The 16,969-nt window shown below is 41.2% G+C and carries 14 protein-coding genes; 11 read left to right on the top strand and 3 right to left on the bottom strand.

From position 1 onward, the window contains the following. Positions 1 to 45: 45 nt before the first annotated feature. Positions 46 to 1,200 carry a UDP-4-amino-4,6-dideoxy-N-acetyl-beta-L-altrosamine transaminase gene (pseC, locus tag H5162_RS09070; RefSeq protein WP_182778319.1) on the bottom strand — a complete coding sequence of 385 codons (1,155 nt, stop codon included), beginning with the start codon at positions 1,198 to 1,200 and terminating at the stop codon, positions 46 to 48. Then, on the bottom strand, positions 1,197 to 2,198 hold the full coding sequence (gene pseB / locus H5162_RS09065) for a UDP-N-acetylglucosamine 4,6-dehydratase (inverting) (RefSeq protein ID WP_145239431.1): 1,002 nt from the start codon (positions 2,196 to 2,198) through the stop codon (positions 1,197 to 1,199). The genes pseC and pseB overlap by 4 nt, the downstream gene beginning before the upstream one ends. Positions 2,199 to 2,408: 210 nt before the next feature. On the opposite strand from pseB, the gene H5162_RS09060 reads away from it, so the two are divergent. Further along, complete coding sequence (locus tag H5162_RS09060; protein WP_182778318.1) at positions 2,409 to 3,194, top strand: flagellin; 786 nt, start codon at positions 2,409 to 2,411, stop codon at positions 3,192 to 3,194. 163 nt (positions 3,195 to 3,357) lie between these two features. Then, positions 3,358 to 4,794, top strand: coding sequence for a sigma-54 dependent transcriptional regulator (locus H5162_RS09055; RefSeq protein WP_182731007.1), 1,437 nt, complete (start codon positions 3,358 to 3,360; stop codon positions 4,792 to 4,794). A gap of 417 nt (positions 4,795 to 5,211) precedes the next feature. On the opposite strand, the gene H5162_RS09050 is transcribed toward H5162_RS09055, so the two are convergent. Next, positions 5,212 to 5,799, bottom strand: a complete 588-nt coding sequence (locus H5162_RS09050; RefSeq protein ID WP_182778316.1) for a DNA-3-methyladenine glycosylase I — start codon at positions 5,797 to 5,799, stop codon at positions 5,212 to 5,214. 140 nt (positions 5,800 to 5,939) lie between these two features. On the opposite strand from H5162_RS09050, the gene H5162_RS09045 reads away from it, so the two are divergent. The 9 genes from H5162_RS09045 to H5162_RS09005 all read left to right on the top strand — a co-directional run bounded on the left by H5162_RS09045 (position 5,940) and on the right by H5162_RS09005 (position 16,949). Beyond that, positions 5,940 to 7,052: a PAS domain-containing sensor histidine kinase gene (locus H5162_RS09045; RefSeq protein ID WP_145239418.1), complete on the top strand. Its 1,113-nt coding sequence runs from the start codon at positions 5,940 to 5,942 to the stop codon at positions 7,050 to 7,052. Then, positions 7,049 to 8,527 carry a sigma-54 dependent transcriptional regulator gene (locus H5162_RS09040; RefSeq protein WP_182731009.1) on the top strand — a complete coding sequence of 493 codons (1,479 nt, stop codon included), beginning with the start codon at positions 7,049 to 7,051 and terminating at the stop codon, positions 8,525 to 8,527. Before H5162_RS09045 ends, H5162_RS09040 begins: the two co-directional genes overlap by 4 nt. A 178-nt stretch (positions 8,528 to 8,705) precedes the next feature. Further along, positions 8,706 to 9,038, top strand: a complete 333-nt coding sequence (gene fliE, locus H5162_RS09035; protein ID WP_145239413.1) for a flagellar hook-basal body complex protein FliE — start codon at positions 8,706 to 8,708, stop codon at positions 9,036 to 9,038. A gap of 20 nt (positions 9,039 to 9,058) precedes the next feature. Beyond that, positions 9,059 to 10,774 carry a flagellar basal-body MS-ring/collar protein FliF gene (gene fliF / locus H5162_RS09030; protein ID WP_145239410.1) on the top strand — a complete coding sequence of 572 codons (1,716 nt, stop codon included), beginning with the start codon at positions 9,059 to 9,061 and terminating at the stop codon, positions 10,772 to 10,774. After that, on the top strand, positions 10,767 to 11,807 hold the full coding sequence (fliG, locus tag H5162_RS09025; protein WP_145239407.1) for a flagellar motor switch protein FliG: 1,041 nt from the start codon (positions 10,767 to 10,769) through the stop codon (positions 11,805 to 11,807). Before fliF ends, fliG begins: the two co-directional genes overlap by 8 nt. A gap of 3 nt (positions 11,808 to 11,810) precedes the next feature. After that, the gene (gene fliH, locus H5162_RS09020; RefSeq protein WP_182731010.1) at positions 11,811 to 12,629 is read left to right on the top strand and encodes a flagellar assembly protein FliH; all 819 of its coding nucleotides are present in this window, start codon (positions 11,811 to 11,813) and stop codon (positions 12,627 to 12,629) included. A gap of 18 nt (positions 12,630 to 12,647) precedes the next feature. Continuing rightward, positions 12,648 to 13,982, top strand: coding sequence for a flagellar protein export ATPase FliI (gene fliI / locus H5162_RS09015; RefSeq protein ID WP_145239400.1), 1,335 nt, complete (start codon positions 12,648 to 12,650; stop codon positions 13,980 to 13,982). Then, complete coding sequence (gene fliJ, locus H5162_RS09010; RefSeq protein ID WP_145239397.1) at positions 13,982 to 14,428, top strand: flagellar export protein FliJ; 447 nt, start codon at positions 13,982 to 13,984, stop codon at positions 14,426 to 14,428. Before fliI ends, fliJ begins: the two co-directional genes overlap by 1 nt. A gap of 127 nt (positions 14,429 to 14,555) precedes the next feature. Then, positions 14,556 to 16,949: a flagellar hook-length control protein FliK gene (locus tag H5162_RS09005; RefSeq protein ID WP_182778314.1), complete on the top strand. Its 2,394-nt coding sequence runs from the start codon at positions 14,556 to 14,558 to the stop codon at positions 16,947 to 16,949. Positions 16,950 to 16,969 lie beyond the last annotated feature (20 nt).

The following is a 16,969-nucleotide window of genomic DNA, read 5'->3' as shown; positions in this document are numbered from 1 at the left end:
GGTTCATTAAATAATATGTTTATATCGTCAAAAAGGTTGAAAACTTTAATTTAAGATTTGCTGTAGAGTGTTCAGTACAAAATGCACTTCTTGCTCTTTCAACGATGGATGAAGAGGAAGGGTGATAGCACCTTGATAATATTTTTCAGCATTAGGGAAGTCACCAACCTTAAAGCCTAGAGTTTGATAGTATGGCTGTAAATGTATTGGAATATAATGAACGTGGCCAATGATCCCAGCTGCTCGAAGCTGAGTTACAGCGTTTTTATGACGAGTTGTATTGCTATTATTTAGTTGAATTATGTACAAGTGATAAGCGGAATAACAGGTATCAATTTGCTGTAATGGACGAACCAAATTTAAATCAAGATGTGTATCATATATTTTAGCAAGGTGATGTCGCTGCTTAACAAATTCGTCAACTTTACTTAGTTGGCTAAGCCCTAACGCTGCGTGTAAATCAGTCATACGATAATTAAAGCCAAGCTCGATTTGCTGATAGTACCAAGGTCCATGACTTGCATCGGTCATTTCACTTTCATCTGATGTGATCCCATGGCTTCTTAATCGTTTTAAACGCTTTGCTAAATTATCATCATTTGTAACCGCCATACCGCCTTCAGCTGACGTGATGATTTTCACAGGATGAAAGCTGAATACGCAAATATCTGAAAACTCACAATTACCAACAGGTTTATCTAAATATTTAGCACCAATGGCGTGAGAGGCATCTTCGATAATTTTAAAATCATATTTAGTAGCGAGCTGATGAATGGCTTGCATATTGCATGATTGACCCGCCAAGTGTACCGGTATGACAACTTTAGGTAAGCAGTTATTTTTTTCTGCTAGGATCAGCTTCTGCTCAAGTTCCTTAATCGACATGTTGCCGGTATCTAAGTCAATATCAACAAAGTCAATCTTAGCACCACAATAAAGTGCGCAATTACTTGATGCTACAAAAGAAATAGGAGATGTCCAGACTATATCGTTTTCTCCAACGCCTAATGCTAGGCATGCGATATGTAACGCCGATGTTGCACTATTTACTGCAATGCCATGCTTTACTTTACAGTAACTAGCAATGCCAGCTTCAAATGCAGGTACTTTAGGACCTTGCGTGAGCCAGTCAGATTGTAAAACATTGAGTACCGCATCAATATCTGCTTGGTCAATAGATTGCTTTCCATATGGGATCATAAAAGTGCCTGAATATTAAAAGCTGCTATTTCTTCTATTGTCAAAAAGTGGGGGTTACTTAAAGAACTATACTCAAACCCGACTTCAACTTTTTTACCGCGCTCATTTAATGCGTTTGTATCAAAACTATTGCTGCGACTACTAAATTTAATACCAGGTGCAATCACAAAATGATCATCAAATTCGTAGGTATCAAAACACAAATCAGAAGGGCACATCACCTCATGTAATTTTTCACCCGGGCGAATACCAATATTTTTTTGTGGCAGGTTTGGTGCCATAGCTGTTGCTAAATCTGTAATACGAATTGATGGGATCTTGGGAACAAAAATTTCTCCCCCTAACATCCTCTCAAAGTTAGTTAAAACAAAATCAACACCTTGTTGTAGGCTTATCCAAAAGCGAGTCATTTCTTCATGGGTGATAGGGATATGGTCGCGGCCTTGGTCAATAAACTTTTGGAAAATAGGCACTACTGAACCGCGCGAGCAGACTACATTACCGTAGCGAACAACTGAAAATGTAGTGCGATTACCACCGGCAATATTATTAGCGGCAACAAACAATTTATCGGATGCTAATTTTGTCGCACCATATAAATTAATTGGGTTGGCTGCTTTATCAGTAGAAAGCGCAATGACTTTTTCAACATTATTATCTAAGGCAGCATCAATGACATTTTCCGCACCATTGATGTTAGTTTTGATGCATTCCATCGGGTTATATTCTGCGGCAGGGACCTGTTTAAGAGCTGCAGCATGAATAACGTAATTTACTCCACGCATTGCACGGCGTAAGCGGTCTTTGTCGCGTACATCACCGATGAAGTAACGCATACATGGTTGATCAAAGTCTTGCTGCATTTCAAATTGTTTTAACTCATCACGAGAGAAAATAATTATTTTTTTTGGCTTGTATCGCTCAAGTAACGTTTTTACGTATTTTTTACCGAATGATCCGGTACCACCGGTAATTAAAATTGTTTTGTTATCGAACATAGTTTTACCCAAGTTATTTATCATTGGCGTAGTTATAGTAAAAAATTAAATACGCAAAAAGTGAAATTTAATACACTGCTCAGTACTTTACCTATTAACAGAGTAGGTTAGCAAGCACGATGCCAAGTTAATTTAATTAAACAATGGTACAAAGTGCAAAATTTGGCAAATTAAGCTATAATTTAACCAATCAGCGTGTCGGAGCCTGTTATGAAAATTCAATCACCAGCAACTAGTTTTTTAAACCAAACACAGCAAACCAGTAACAAGCTTGCAGAGCAACTTGCTACGGGTAAAAAAGTCAACTCTGCGGCAGATGATGCCGCTGCATTACAAATAATTAATAGATTAACCTCCCAGCAAGACGGTTACAGCCAAGCGGTGAATAATGCCTATGATGGTATTTCTTATTCGCAAGCGACCGAGTCAAACTTGTCGGGTGTCAATGATGCTGTCTCGCGTATTCGAGAATTGTCCATCCAAGCAGGCAATGGCGCATTAAATGATAATGACCGTGCTGCTTTGCAAGAAGAAGTGGTGCAATTACAAAGTCAGATTACAGAGACGTTTGAGAATGCCAATTTTGCAGGTAAACCTTTGTTTGATGGTCAGTCGGTGTCGTTTCAAGTTGGTCCAGATGCGAATGCAAATCAAACGGTTACTCCTTCGGACGGTAGTTTTGCATCAGTAATATCAACAATTGATATTTCTACTCAAGCAGGTGCTCAAACAGCAATTGATATTAGTGACCAAGCGGCGGAAGAAATTAATGCGCAACGAGCTGAGTTAGGTGCTTTTCAAAATACTTTGGCAAGTACCATTAAAGGCTTAGGAACTCAGCAAGAAAATATTGCCGCGAGCCAAAGTCGAATTCAAGATACCGATTATGCTCAGGCGGTTTCACAGCAAGTATCAAATGATATTTTAGCACAAGCGTCAGTTGCATTGCGTGGACAAGCCAACCAATCGGCTGAATCTATTTTAGGCTTGCTTTAATATTAAAGATACTGCGGTAATTCTTAAGTATTACTTGCAATTAGCTAAGCGTCTATTTTTTGGCATGGTTGTCAAAAAACTGCCGCTTAGTGCTTGCATCCCTGTCAAACTCGCTTACAATTTAAATTATTAATAGCTTGTAGTAACTGTGGTTCGCTAAATAATGATCTTGATCTTAGATAATAATAATAATCGTGCGATTGGTTTACATGCTGCGCTTACCTTTATTGGTGAGGCAGTGCAACTGCTTGATGATGCAAGCCTTGAACAAGAATGTGAAAAATACCAAAAGCAGTCATGTATGGTGATCCTCGGCGCATTACAAAGTTTAGATCATGAGAGCGTGATCAAGCGCCATCCAACAATACCATTTCTATTAATTGGTGAAACCCTTAAATCACTATTGAGCATTGCCAATGTAGTTGGCCTTATCTGTGAACCTTTTAACCATGATGTAACGACTCAATTACTGCATGATTGCCAACAGTATCAACGGATGTTACCAAATGAGCATAAACACGCAAAACCGCACAAAACCTTTGATGGCTTAGTTGGTGAAACTGAAGCGGTTAAAGATGTACGCTTTTTAATTGAACAAGTTGCTAAAACGGACGCTAATGTATTAATTTTAGGCGAATCAGGTACTGGTAAAGAAGTAGTTGCTCGTAATGTTCATTTACTATCAAAACGTAATACAGGGCCATTTGTACCCGTTAACTGTGGGGCGATACCTGCGGAGCTGTTAGAAAGTGAGTTATTTGGTCATGAAAAAGGCGCGTTCACTGGTGCTATTTCAGCGCGTAAAGGCCGCTTTGAACTTGCCCAAGGTGGGACGCTTTTTTTAGATGAAATTGGCGATATGCCGCTGCAAATGCAAGTAAAGTTATTACGAGTGTTACAAGAGCGCAGCTATGAGCGGGTTGGTGGTACAAAACCAATTCAAGCGGATGTGCGGGTGATTGCTGCAACACACCGTGATCTTGAAAAAATGATAGAGCAAGGAAGTTTCCGCGAAGATTTATATTATCGACTCAATGTTTTTCCTATCGAAAACCCATCACTTGCAGAACGTGCTGATGATATTCCATTATTATTAAAAGAGCTAATGCGCCGTATTAATGAGCAAAGTGGTACTACCGCTAAATTTACCGAGCGCGCAATTGATAGTTTAAAAGAGCATACATGGCCGGGTAATATTCGCGAGTTAGCTAACTTAGTTGAGCGTATGGTGATCATGCTGCCAGATAAAGTGGTTGATATTCCAGACCTACCAGCAAAATATCGTTATATTGAAGTTGATGCTTATGAACCACAATATCCCGAAGAGCTTATGGAGCGTGATGCTTTCAATGATATTTTCAGTACTGGTTTTAGTGATTACGACGATGAGCCAGAAGTTGAAGCAATTCAGCCATCAGCAGACCTTTTACCCGACGAAGGGATTGAGCTAAAAGATTATTTAGCTGAGCTGGAAATTAGCCTGATCACTCAGGCCTTAGAGCGTTATGATTATGTCGTAGCGCGTGCTGCGGAGATCTTGGGTGTACGCCGCACAACCTTAGTTGAAAAAATGAAAAAATATAACCTATCACGAGATTAACACGTGCTAAGTTGCTAATATTTTACTTCGCAATATCAGTAATCACAGAGTGTGGTCGTCGTTTACGGTGATAAGTTCATTGACGCGCTAAAGCACTACCTACCATTTCGGTGCTTGCAAATAGTTACTTAATTTTTACCACCGAGGCGCTGCGCGCTACACGGAGCTGAAGGGCTAGGACCCTAATCCCTTCCTCTTTGAACTCGGAGTTCTCTGTGGTGGATCAATCATTTAAAGATCTTTTGCACAAAGAGAAGTGAATGAGAGCAAATGAGCAGATAAAAATATATAAATCTTTCGCGGCTGAAGCCTGCTTATATGTGGGTTAAGCATTTGTAGGAAATGGCTTCAGCCATTAATTCCCAGAAGCTAGATTTTAGGATCCTAGCGCCTAGTCACTTTTCTAGCTCTTAACACCTAGTATTTTTCAATAATCTCTGCTTTTCTAAAACAATCATTACTATGATCATTCACCATACCACAGGCCTGCATATGGGCGTACACTGTGGTTGGACCTAAAAACTTAAATCCCCGTTTTTTTAAATCTTTTGCAAATGCAGTTGAGGCCTCTGTAATTGCAGGGTAGTCACTAAGTTTATCTAACTCATTCACTAACGGCTTACCACCTACAAACTGCCATTGATAGTTACTGAAGCTGCCAAATTCTTGCTGAATTTCAATAAAACGTTTGGCGTTATTTATAGTTGCTACAATTTTTAAACGATTACGGATAATTGTTTCATCAAGCATTAATCGTTCAACATCGTGCTCGTTCATTTGTGCGACTTTTTCTACATCAAAATCCAAAAATGCACGACGATAGCCATCACGTTTCTTTAAAATCGTATACCAACTTAATCCTGCTTGTGCTGATTCCAGAGTAATAAACTCAAAAAGTGTTTGGTCATCATAAACAGGCACACCCCATTCGTTGTCGTGATAGTCAACATAGTCATCTTTACTGGTATCGAGCCAAGGGCAGCGACATAAATTTGTTGAATTCATAGTGTCTCCTTGCTTTGCTTATTTTAGTTTGTCATTTTTTTGTCGCGTTATTTATACGCTAAGTAAATGAAATTAATCAATATAATTGTTGGTACAATTTGTGCATTTAGCTAGTTAGATCCTGTAAACGAGAATGCATTATGGCCTTAGCTAATGTCTTAAAACCACAATTTATCACAGCGACCCAGTATAACCCATGCTTACTGCAAGAAGAGTACATTGGTGAGTTAAGTGAATTACGCCAGCAAGCTAGTTGGTTAAGTCATTTAGTAGATACAATGCCTGCGGGTGTTGTGGTGCTTGATGGTCGCGGTTTGATCGCTAAAGCTAATCAAATCGCAACAGACATGTTAGGGGAACCACTCGAAGGTGAAAAGTGGTTCAGTGTGATCCAGCGCTCGTTTCGGCCCCAACAAGATGATGGCCATGAAGTATCGCTAAAAGATGGACGCTTAATTAAGTTAGAAATAACGGCATTAGCGCCAGAGCCAGGGCAATTAATCTTAATGACTGACTTAACCGAAACGCGTCGTCTACAAACACGCGTTGCACATATGCAGCGTTTAAGTGCATTGGGTAAAATGGTGGCATCTTTGGCACATCAAGTGCGAACACCACTGTCTGCTGCGATTTTGTATGCCGCTAATTTAGGTTCAAAGCGGTTACCCGAAAGCTCTCGAGGCAATTTTCATACTAAGTTAATGTCGCGTTTAAAAGATCTCGAAACCCAAGTAAACGATATGTTGTTGTTCGCAAAAAGTGGCGATCAGCAAGTTGTTGAACATGTTTCCATGCAGCAATTATTAACTGAAGTGAAAACTGGCGCTGATGCTATGGTCGCACTTAATAATAGTGAACTTCAGGTCAGTTTACCTGAGCCTGATATCGAGATAATGGGCAATAAAACTGCGCTTGCCAGTGCCATTCAAAACCTTATTCACAATAGTATTCAAGTCATTGGCAGTAATGCACTCGTTCAATTAAGTGCGCAGCGGGATGCGAGTGACCCCGAGCTAGTGTGTATTACTGTAAGTGATAATGGCCCTGGGGTCGATTTAAGCTTACTTGATAAATTATTTGAACCATTTTTTACTACCCGAAGCCAAGGCACAGGTTTAGGCTTAGCGGTGGTTAGTTCAGTCGCAAATGCACACCAAGGACGAGTTGAAGTAACGAACAATGCTCAAGGCGGAGCCTGCTTTAGTTTACTGTTACCTATTTGTACAAAGTCAACATCGGCGGAGGCAATATGAACAACACGATTTTAGTGGTTGAAGATGATGCAGGGCTTCGTGAAGCCTTGATTGATACGCTTGAAATGTCTGGAATAGATTGCGTTGCGGCTGACAGTGCCGAGCAAGCTATGGTGCTACTTAAAAAAGACAGCTTTTCGCTGGTCGTGAGCGATGTGCAAATGGGCGCGATGAGTGGTCTTGATTTACTGCGCAGCATTAATCTTAATTACCCTGATCTACCGGTTTTAATGATGACAGCGTATGCGACTATTGATGATGCTGTTGAGGCTATGCGGTTAGGGGCAATTGACTATATGGCCAAACCGTTTGCGCCCGAAGTGCTACTTAATATGGTAAGCCGCTATCTACCTGAGCCAGAAAAAGAAACTGACGGGCCGATTGTCGCTGATCCGAGTAGTATTCAGCTATTAGAACTTGCAAGTCGGGTTGCTAAATCGGATGCCAGTGTGATGGTGCTTGGTCCTAGTGGCTCAGGTAAAGAAGTACTCGCACGCTTTATCCATGATAAATCAGATCGCGCAGAGCAGCCATTCGTCGCAATAAACTGTGCTGCGATCCCTGAAAATATGCTCGAAGCTACATTATTTGGCTACGAGAAAGGCGCGTTTACTGGTGCGATTCAAGCTTGTCCGGGTAAATTTGAGCAAGCACAAGGTGGCACAATTTTACTTGATGAAATCACTGAGATGGATTTAGGCCTACAGGCTAAGTTACTACGCGTATTACAAGAACGCGAAGTTGAACGTTTAGGTGGTCGCAAAACTATTAAGCTGGATGTGCGTATTTTGGCTACCAGTAACCGTGATTTAAAAGAGGCTGTGGCTAAGCACCAGTTTAGAGAAGATTTATATTATCGATTAAATGTATTTCCGTTGATGTGGCGTCCACTTTGTCAACGTCCAGGCGATATTGTCGTGTTGGCAAAGCATTTAATTGAACGTCATCTCAATAAAAGCAAAGAGCCTATCGCTGTACTTAGCGAACCGGCAGAGAAAAAATTATTAGCTCATACTTGGCCAGGTAATGTGCGTGAACTGGATAATGTGATCCAGCGTGCGCTGATATTACGCCACGGTGATATGATTGACGAAAGTGCTATTTTTATTGAAAATTTAACCCAGACTCCTCTAACTGCGGCTTTATCAGCAAGTTTAGTGCCGGCTAATTCAGCACCAGAAAGCACTACTTCGGCGGTTACAAGTTCACCAACTAATGATGCTTATTATGATCTGCAAGCGCCAGCAATAAAAGCCACAGCACAACGCAATCAGCTGCGTGAAGAATTACCAAGCTTGGATTCGGGAAGTTACAAAGATGAACTTAAAGATAAAGAGCATAGAATTATTTTAGAAACCCTAAATCGTTGTCAAGGCAAGCGTAAAGATGTAGCTGAAACATTAGGGATCAGCCCACGAACATTACGTTATAAATTGGCTCAAATGCGTGATTTGGGGATCACCTTACCTGCTTAAGCCTCTATAATTTTTGTTTTCCTTCACTATTTAATTTACGCTCAGCCTTGCTGGGCGTAAACTTGTCAAAACTCTGACAACTAAAATAAATCTTAAGTTTCTGATATTTATTGGTTTATTAGTTGGCATGCTTTGTGCTTTATTAAGTTATTAGTAAACTGCATCGTCAGAGACAATTATGAAAATTCAAAACAGCGCATTATTTCAAGAAATGCAATCTATGGCTCTCGAAGCTGGTCGTAGTAATCAAGTAAACAAATTACCGACGCAGGCGCAGCCTACTTCGAGCGCCCAATTTGGCGATTTGTTAAGTGATGCACTCAATACAGTGAATGGCCTTCAAGCTGATGCGAAACAAAAAGTCGTAGCGGTTGAAATGGGCGATCGAAATGTGTCATTAGCGGATGCAATGATCGCATCACAAAAATCGTCAGTTGCCTTTGAAGCTACGGTGCAAGTTCGTAACAAACTTGTAGAAGCCTATAAAGAAATCATGAACATGCCTGTTTAACTAGGTAGTGGAGAATTATTGTGGCGCAATCTAATCAATCAACAGATCTTGCTTTGGCCGGCGGCGGTATCGACCAAACTGATAATGACGATCAACAAGAACAAAAGTCAGGCTATTTAAGTGCATTAAACGGCGTTGATGTATTGCGTCAGGTTACTCTAATTATTGCATTAGCGATTTGTTTAGCGATTGCTATTTTTGTGATTATTTGGGCACGTCAACCAGATATGCGTCCACTTGGAAAAATGCCAACGGAAGAGCTAATTCAAACGCTCGACTTTTTAGATGCACAAAAAATTGACTATCAACTTGATGGCAATGTGGTTTCTGTTCCTGAAAATGAATATCAAAATATTAAATTGTTAATGACCCGCGAAGGTATTGAGCAAGCGCCGAACTCGGGTACTGATATTATCATGCAAGATATGGGTTTTGGTGTTAGTCAGCGTTTAGAGCGTGAACGTTTAAAGCATGGTCGTGAACAACAACTAGCGCGTACGATTGAGGAACTACAAAATGTCACGCGTGCTAAAGTATTATTGGCAATACCGAAAGAAAATGTTTTTGCTCGTCGTGAGAAAAAACCATCCGCAACAGTGGTATTAACTTTAAAACGTGGTCGTATGCTCGGTAGTGAAGAAGTGGACGCCATTGTTGATATTATTGGTTCAGCAGTGCAAGGTTTAGAGCCGTCACGAGTAACTGTAACAGACCAAAATGGCCGATTACTTAATTCAGGATCGCAAAGTGCGTTAGCTGCTCGCTCACGCAAAGAATACGATATTGAACGTAAACGTGAACAAGAATATCTAGATAAAATAGATGGTATCTTAATGCCAGTTATTGGTATGGGTAACTACACTGCACAAGTCGATTTAAGTATGGACTTTAGTGCGATTGAAGAAACTCAAAAACGCTACAACCCTGATTTACCGGCGGTACGCAGTGAAACCACCTTTGAAGAAAACAACATCGGCGGGTTAGCTATCGGTATTCCTGGCGCGCTGACAAATCAGCCTCCAACAGATTCAAATATTCCTGAAATTGCCGGTCAAGGTGGTGCAGGCTCTGGTTCATCACCCAGTCGCACTCACAAAGAAGCGACACGTAACTATGAACTTGATACTACTATCTCCCACACACGTCAGCAAAGTGGTGTTATTCGTCGAATTAGTGTGTCTGTGGCAGTCGATTATGTGGCAAAAGTGGGTGAAAATGGTGAAACGACTATGGAGCCTCGCTCAGTTGAAGCACTGTCAAATATTCGTCGTTTACTGCAAGGTGGTGTGGGTTTTGACTTACAGCGTGGTGATGCATTAGAAGTAGTGACAGTACCGTTTGTACGTGAACCGATGGACTTAGCTATTGAAGTGCCACTGTGGGAACAAAACTGGTTTATGAAAGTTGTGCGTTTAGTGCTTGGCGCATTGGTTATTATAGTGCTAATCATGGCGGTGGTTAAACCTATGCTGAAACGCTTGATTTACCCAGATGATACCCTTGAAGAGTATGATGATGATGCGCTTAGTTCTGGTGTAGATATTGGTGATAACACCCTAGATATGCTAAATAAAGATTTTGATTCTGCTTCGGTTGGCTTCTCAAGTGATGGTACACTACAGTTACCAGACCTACATGGCGATGAAGACTTATTAAAAGCTGTTCGTGCCTTAGTAGCAAATGAGCCAGAACTCTCCTCACAAGTTGTGAAAGCGTGGTTAACTGAAGATGACTGATCAAGAACAAAAACAACTGCCAGCAGCGTTTGATGTTGATAAATTAGACGGTGTAGATAAAGCCGCAATTTTATTGCTAAGCTTATCCGAAGAAGATGCAGCGCAAATATTAAAGCACCTTGAACCTAAACAGGTGCAAAAAGTGGGTATGGCAATGGCGGCGATAGATGATCTATCGCAAGCCAAAATCAGTGCCGTGCACAATTTATTTATAGAACAAATACAAAGCTTTAGTACGATTGGCTTCCAATCAGAAGATTTTATCAAAAAAGCGCTTACTGCGGCACTTGGTGAAGATAAAGCGGCAAGCCTGATAGATCAAATTGTTATGGGATCTGGTGCCAAGGGTCTTGATTCACTGAAATGGATGGACTCAAAGCAGGTTGCCAATATTATTCGCAATGAGCATCCGCAAATACAAACTATCGTTTTATCGTATTTGGAGCCTGAGCAATCGGCCGAAATTTTAGCGCAGTTTCCTGAAAAAGTGCGCTTAGATTTAACCATGCGAATCGCCAACCTTGAAGAAGTTCAACCTGCGGCTTTACAAGAGTTGAACGAGATAATGGAAAAACAATTTGCCGGACAAGCTGGTGCGCAAGCTGCAAAAATGGGCGGCTTGAAAGCGGCGGCAGATATCATGAACTACCTCGATACTAATATTGAAGGTCAGTTGATGGATTCTATCCGTGAGCATGACGAAGAGATGTCGCAACAAATCCAAGATTTAATGTTCGTATTTGAAAACTTAATGGATGTTGATGATCGTGGTATTCAAGCTATCTTGCGAGAAGTCCAACAAGATGTACTGATGAAAGCCATCAAAGGTACTGATGATGCATTGAAAGAGAAAATCCTCGGCAATATGTCAAAACGGGCTGCAGAGATGCTTGCTGATGATTTAGAAGCAATGGCACCTGTGCGGATCAGCGAAGTTGAAGCCGCGCAAAAAGAGATCTTATCTACGGCACGTCGTCTCGCTGATTCAGGTGAAATTATGCTTGGTGGTGGTGGTGGTGAGGAGTTCTTGTAAACCATGAGCAAACCTACTCAATATCAAGGTCGTCCTTTACGAGCCAGTGAAGCAGTTGATGAGTTATTAGAAAACTGGCCAATTCCAGATGTTACGCAAGACACTCGAAAATTCGATGGTCGTTCAACGGCGTTTGGTACACCGCTGGCCGATTTATATCGTAAAGAGCTTGAAGAAAGTGAACAAGCACTAGAGCCCGAAGAGCCTGAGCTGCCCTCGTTAACAATGGCTGAGCTGGAACGAATTCGTCAAGATGCCTACGAAGAAGGCTTAAAACAAGGCCACGAGCAGGGTTATATTGATGGTTTTGAAAAAGGCGTAGGTGAGGGAAAAGAAGCCGGTTATAAAGAAGGCATTGAGCTTGGTAAAACACAAGGTCAAGAAGAAGTAAAACCACTGATTGAAGAACAGCTAACGGGTCTAAAAGCATTGTTGGATAGTTTGTCAGCACCATTAGCTAAAGTCGATGATGACGCCGAAAAGCAACTTGTACAGTTAACCGTAATGCTAACCGAAGCGCTAGTTTATCAAGAAATTAAAACCTCCCCTGAAATCATTTTGCAAAGTTTAAAGCAGTGTATCGATGCGTTAGCCAATGAGCAGCAAACTGTGCGTATTCATTTACATCCTGAAGACATTGAACTGGTTAAAAATAGTTATGGTGAAGCTGCACTAGCTGAAAACCATTGGCAGTTAGTTGCAGAGCCGACTTTAGATCGCGGCGGTTGCCAAGTAAAAACACCTCAGTCATCTATTGATATGACTATAAAAACCCGCGTCAAAGAAACGTTGGATAGTTTTTTGCATAGTAGTGGTATCTAACGCTATTTTTGGTTTGCAATGAGTTCTCAACCACGCCCATTAAGTGAACGTTTACAACAGTATCAAAAACATATTCATAGCCCAACGCCTGCTGTTGCGGGAATTTTAACCCGTGTTGTAGGGTTAACATTAGAGGCGAAAGGATTACGCGCGCCAGTTGGCAGCCAATGTAAAATTGAAACCATGCATGGTTTTGTTGATGCTGAAATTGTTGGTTTTAATGATCAGACGCTTTACTTGATGCCAAATGACCATATTTCTGGTGTACTACCTGGAGCGCGAGTGATCCCACAAGTAAATGATACCGGACTGCCTGTTGGTATGTGTTTACTTGGTCGTGTTGTTGATGGCTTAGGGCGTCCGTTGGATGGGCTTGGAGCTATTAAAGCAGAGCATTACTTAAAATTTGCACAAAATTCCATTAACCCATTATCTCGACGACCAATTACGCAGCCGATGGATGTTGGCGTACGCGCTATTAATTCAGTGATAACTGTTGGCCAAGGCCAGCGCATGGGGCTATTTGCAGGCTCAGGCGTGGGTAAGTCGGTATTACTGGGTATGATGACCCGAGGCTCAGAAGCTGATGTAATAGTTGTTGGTTTAGTGGGGGAGCGTGGCCGCGAAGTAAAAGAATTTATCGAAGAAATACTCGGTGTGGAAGGGCGTAAGCGTTCTGTCGTAGTTGCTGCTCCCGCCGATGCATCGCCATTAATGCGATTAAAAGGTTGTGAAAGTGCGGTAACTATCGCGGAGTACTTTCGCGATCAAGGCTTAAATGTTTTATTGCTACTGGATTCTGTAACGCGTTATGCCATGGCTCAGCGCGAAATAGCGCTTGCGGTTGGTGAACCACCGGCGACTAAAGGTTATCCGCCTTCAGTATTTGCAAAGCTACCCGCGCTGGTGGAACGTGCTGGTAATGGCGGCGAAGGGCAAGGCTCTATCACAGCGTTTTTTACTGTACTGAGTGAAGGGGATGATATGCAAGATCCGATTGCTGATGCGGCGCGAGCCATTTTAGACGGTCATATCGTTTTATCCAGAGAGCTCGCTGACAGTGGTCATTATCCTGCTATTGATATAGAAAAATCGATTTCACGGGTGATGCCACAAGTTGTCTCAGAAGCACACATGCAACAAGCGCGAGTGTTAAAACAAGTGTATTCAATGTTCCAGCAAAATAAAGATATGATTACTTTAGGTGCTTATCAAAAAGGCACCGACCAAATGCTTGATCAGGCCATTAATATGATGCCAAGAGTGAATGCATTTCTACAACAAGGCATGAAAGATGTGATTAGCTATGACGATGGCCTACAAGGGCTTGCGCAATTATTAGGACAAGCATAATGGCAACAAATAAGCTCAATCTATTGCTGAAAATAGAAAATGATAAAGAAGAAACTTTACGGATAAATTATTTACAAGCGCAGCAAAACTTGCAAGGCAATCAACAAAAATTGCAAGGCTTGAATAACTTTCGTTTGGAGTATACTCAGCAATTACATTTAAAAGGAAAGTCTGGTTTAAGTAGTGCAGGGTTTAGTCAATACCATGCTTTTATTGCCAAAATAGAAGAAGCTATTCGTCAACAAGCGAATACCGTCAGTACTGCTAAACAAGTTGTTTCACAACGACAAAGTTTATGGCTGAAACAGCAGATTAAGGCTAAAGCGGTTGCTAAATTAATAGAAAAACAGCAGCTTAAAGCGAATGTAATCGCACAAAAAAATGAACAAAAAATGCTTGATGAATTTTCTGCAAATCAATTTTATCAAAGACGTCGCGCTCTATAGTCATCGCCCAAAACAGCATTATTTATTTTTAAAATTAGCTTAGGCATATTATTTGCTTGTTTAACGTATGAAGTATTTATTCTGGCAAACTGCGGCGGCAAATTGCCACTTTTAATCTAGGTGAATTATGGCTATTAGTGATCTTTCAGTGTTTATCTCAACTGAGCAGGATGTTCAGTTAAATAAAAAAGACAGTGCCAAAGGCAGTGCGGCAACAGGTAAAGAAAGCACCGATAGTGATTTCTTTAGTGAGTTACAAAACGCTAATAATGCTGCAGAAACACCCATGAAAGTTAACTCATCTGGCGCTTTTTCAGCTGCAAGTGAAGCCGAAGTTGCTGCTGAAAAAGCGCAAAAAACGCCCACTGACAGCAGTGATGAGAAAACGATGTCAGGTGATGCTATGTCTGGTGATGCAATGCTTGCTCAGATCACGGCAGCCAACAATATGGACACTCGGGTAAATAATACGCCAACTGTTGCAAATGCCTCATTACTTTCAACGTTGGGTAAATACAGTGAAGAAAAAATAGATCCGAAGCTTATTAAAGTCACTGGACCTCGTCCAATTGATGATGTTACGCCTATTATTGATACAGACACTCCTGCTACTGATGATCCTATTGCACAACTAGTCGATAAACAACTAAAACCAACGCTACTTACTGAAAAAACGGTGCTGGCAGAGGCGATTGATAAACAGCTTCAACTGAAGGGAAACACCCCTCCTGATGATGCTGTGACTCCTATTATTGATGATATTCAAGTGGCAAAAGAGATATCGCAAAATAAAGCGATGACAATGCAGCCAACAAACCAACAAGCTGCAGCTACCTTAAAGAGTGGGGAAGTTGGCAATGAAACAGCTCAAATAAATATTGCTGAAAATACAAGCAAAGGTAAGCCACAAAACAGTGAAGTATTAGCTAAAGGTTTGGACGTAACGCTTGCTCAACAAGTTAAACCACAAGAAAGTGAAGTATTAGTTAAAGATTCGGACACAAGGATTGCTCAGCAAGAAAAACCTCAACAGAGTGCAGCGTTAACTGCAGATGCGCACGCAACTGTAGCTAACGTTACTGCTAACGCCAAACAAGCAACCACAAGTGCTACTGCAGTAGCAATGGACGTTGCTTCAAAGGCAGAACCAGTAGTTAAAGGTGTGGAATCAACCACTACGATTGGCTCTCAAACTGATGTAGCTGAAAAAGCAGCTACACAGGCAAAGCATAGTAACAGTGCTGTATTAGAGCAAATCAGTAAGGTATTGCTTAACTCACCAACTACAGTACAAAAAAATGAACACCCATTGTTGGCGAGCTTAACACCAGAGCAGCAAAAACAGCTACAAAATCAAGTTGATGTCATTCGTCAGCAAGATCCATCACCGGCTAACGTAACTGACTTAAAAAAAATGCTGGCTGAATTTGTAGAGCTTAATAGTAAAGAAGTTGCAAAACCTACCACGGCAGTTGCGACAATGAACACGGCAGAGCTAACCCAACTAAGTAAAGATATTTCGCTGTTGAGTCCTGTGCAAAAGCAGGCATTGAGCCAGCAATTACAAAATTTTGTGAGCACTGAGCAGCCTAAGGGGGCTTTATTAACTCAGATCAATACGGCTATTGCAGAATTAGCTCAGCCAGAGAGTATTGAAAAAAAGACTGAGTCAAAAGCTCAATTGACGGTTCAGTCAATGACAGATAATTTAGTAAGCACTACAACAACCAATAGCAATACCGCTAAATCAGATACAAATAAAGTATCTGCGCCACAAGATGCACTTATAAAGGCCGCGAGCAAAGAGCAAGAAGTGAAACTGGCAGTGCAAGATAATGTTCTAAAAAGTGAGCAACTTGCTGAAAATATTAAAGCAGAGCAAAGCCCTGTGCGCGACAACACATTGACACGTGTAAATCAATTGTTTGGCCAGCTCACCGGATTAACCACTGCGGTTACGACAGCCTCGGCTGTAGAAGGGAGTGAGCAAAGCTATCAACAAGCTTTGGCAGATATGCAAGTAATGCATGCCCAGCAAGCGAGCCCTACATCACAGACAAGACAAATAAATCTTGATCCAACTGCGTTACAAGCATTGAATATCATGAAAAGTGATGCAGCCAAATTACTACAAGAACGAGTGAGTGCATTACTAAGTATCAATAATAAAGAAGCTGAAATACGTCTTGATCCGCCAGAAATGGGTAGTATGCAAATTCGTATTCGTAGCGATGCAGAACAAGCTCAAATTAACTTTGTGGTACAAAATCAGCAAGCCAAAGAAGCTCTTGAGCAATCAATGCCGAGATTACGAGAAATGTTAGCACAGCAGGGAATTGAACTGGGTGAAAGCAGTATCCAGCAGGGAAATAGTCAAAGTGATACTGGTGGTGACGGACAACAAAATGGTCGTGGTCAACAGGCAAATCAGCAACAAAATGAAGAGGAAAGTGCATTAACTCAGCAACCAATTCGAGGCTCTGGGCAACAATCTTCATCATCAATAGATTACTATGCCTAACACCTGCTATTATATGAGGT

It is taken from the genome of Pseudoalteromonas sp. SR41-8 (genome assembly GCF_014163915.1).
GTDB lineage: Bacteria > Pseudomonadota > Gammaproteobacteria > Enterobacterales > Alteromonadaceae > Pseudoalteromonas > Pseudoalteromonas rhizosphaerae.
This window is presented reverse-complemented; position numbering and strand designations above follow the sequence as displayed.

Bases quoted from the DNA above. Each gene is read 5' to 3' on its own strand.
- fliG (WP_145239407.1), top strand. From the start codon at position 10,767: ATGACTGATCAAGAACAAAAACAACTGCCAGCAGCGTTTGATGTTGAT.
- fliI (WP_145239400.1), top strand. From the start codon at position 12,648: ATGAGTTCTCAACCACGCCCATTAAGTGAACGTTTACAACAGTATCAA.
- pseC (WP_182778319.1), bottom strand. From the start codon at position 1,200: ATGATCCCATATGGAAAGCAATCTATTGACCAAGCAGATATTGATGCG.
- H5162_RS09055 (WP_182731007.1), top strand. From the start codon at position 3,358: ATGATCTTGATCTTAGATAATAATAATAATCGTGCGATTGGTTTACAT.
- H5162_RS09060 (WP_182778318.1), top strand. From the start codon at position 2,409: ATGAAAATTCAATCACCAGCAACTAGTTTTTTAAACCAAACACAGCAA.
- H5162_RS09045 (WP_145239418.1), top strand. From the start codon at position 5,940: ATGGCCTTAGCTAATGTCTTAAAACCACAATTTATCACAGCGACCCAG.
- fliJ (WP_145239397.1), top strand. From the start codon at position 13,982: ATGGCAACAAATAAGCTCAATCTATTGCTGAAAATAGAAAATGATAAA.
- fliH (WP_182731010.1), top strand. From the start codon at position 11,811: ATGAGCAAACCTACTCAATATCAAGGTCGTCCTTTACGAGCCAGTGAA.
- H5162_RS09005 (WP_182778314.1), top strand. From the start codon at position 14,556: ATGGCTATTAGTGATCTTTCAGTGTTTATCTCAACTGAGCAGGATGTT.
- fliE (WP_145239413.1), top strand. From the start codon at position 8,706: ATGAAAATTCAAAACAGCGCATTATTTCAAGAAATGCAATCTATGGCT.
- pseB (WP_145239431.1), bottom strand. From the start codon at position 2,198: ATGTTCGATAACAAAACAATTTTAATTACCGGTGGTACCGGATCATTC.
- H5162_RS09050 (WP_182778316.1), bottom strand. From the start codon at position 5,799: ATGAATTCAACAAATTTATGTCGCTGCCCTTGGCTCGATACCAGTAAA.
- H5162_RS09040 (WP_182731009.1), top strand. From the start codon at position 7,049: ATGAACAACACGATTTTAGTGGTTGAAGATGATGCAGGGCTTCGTGAA.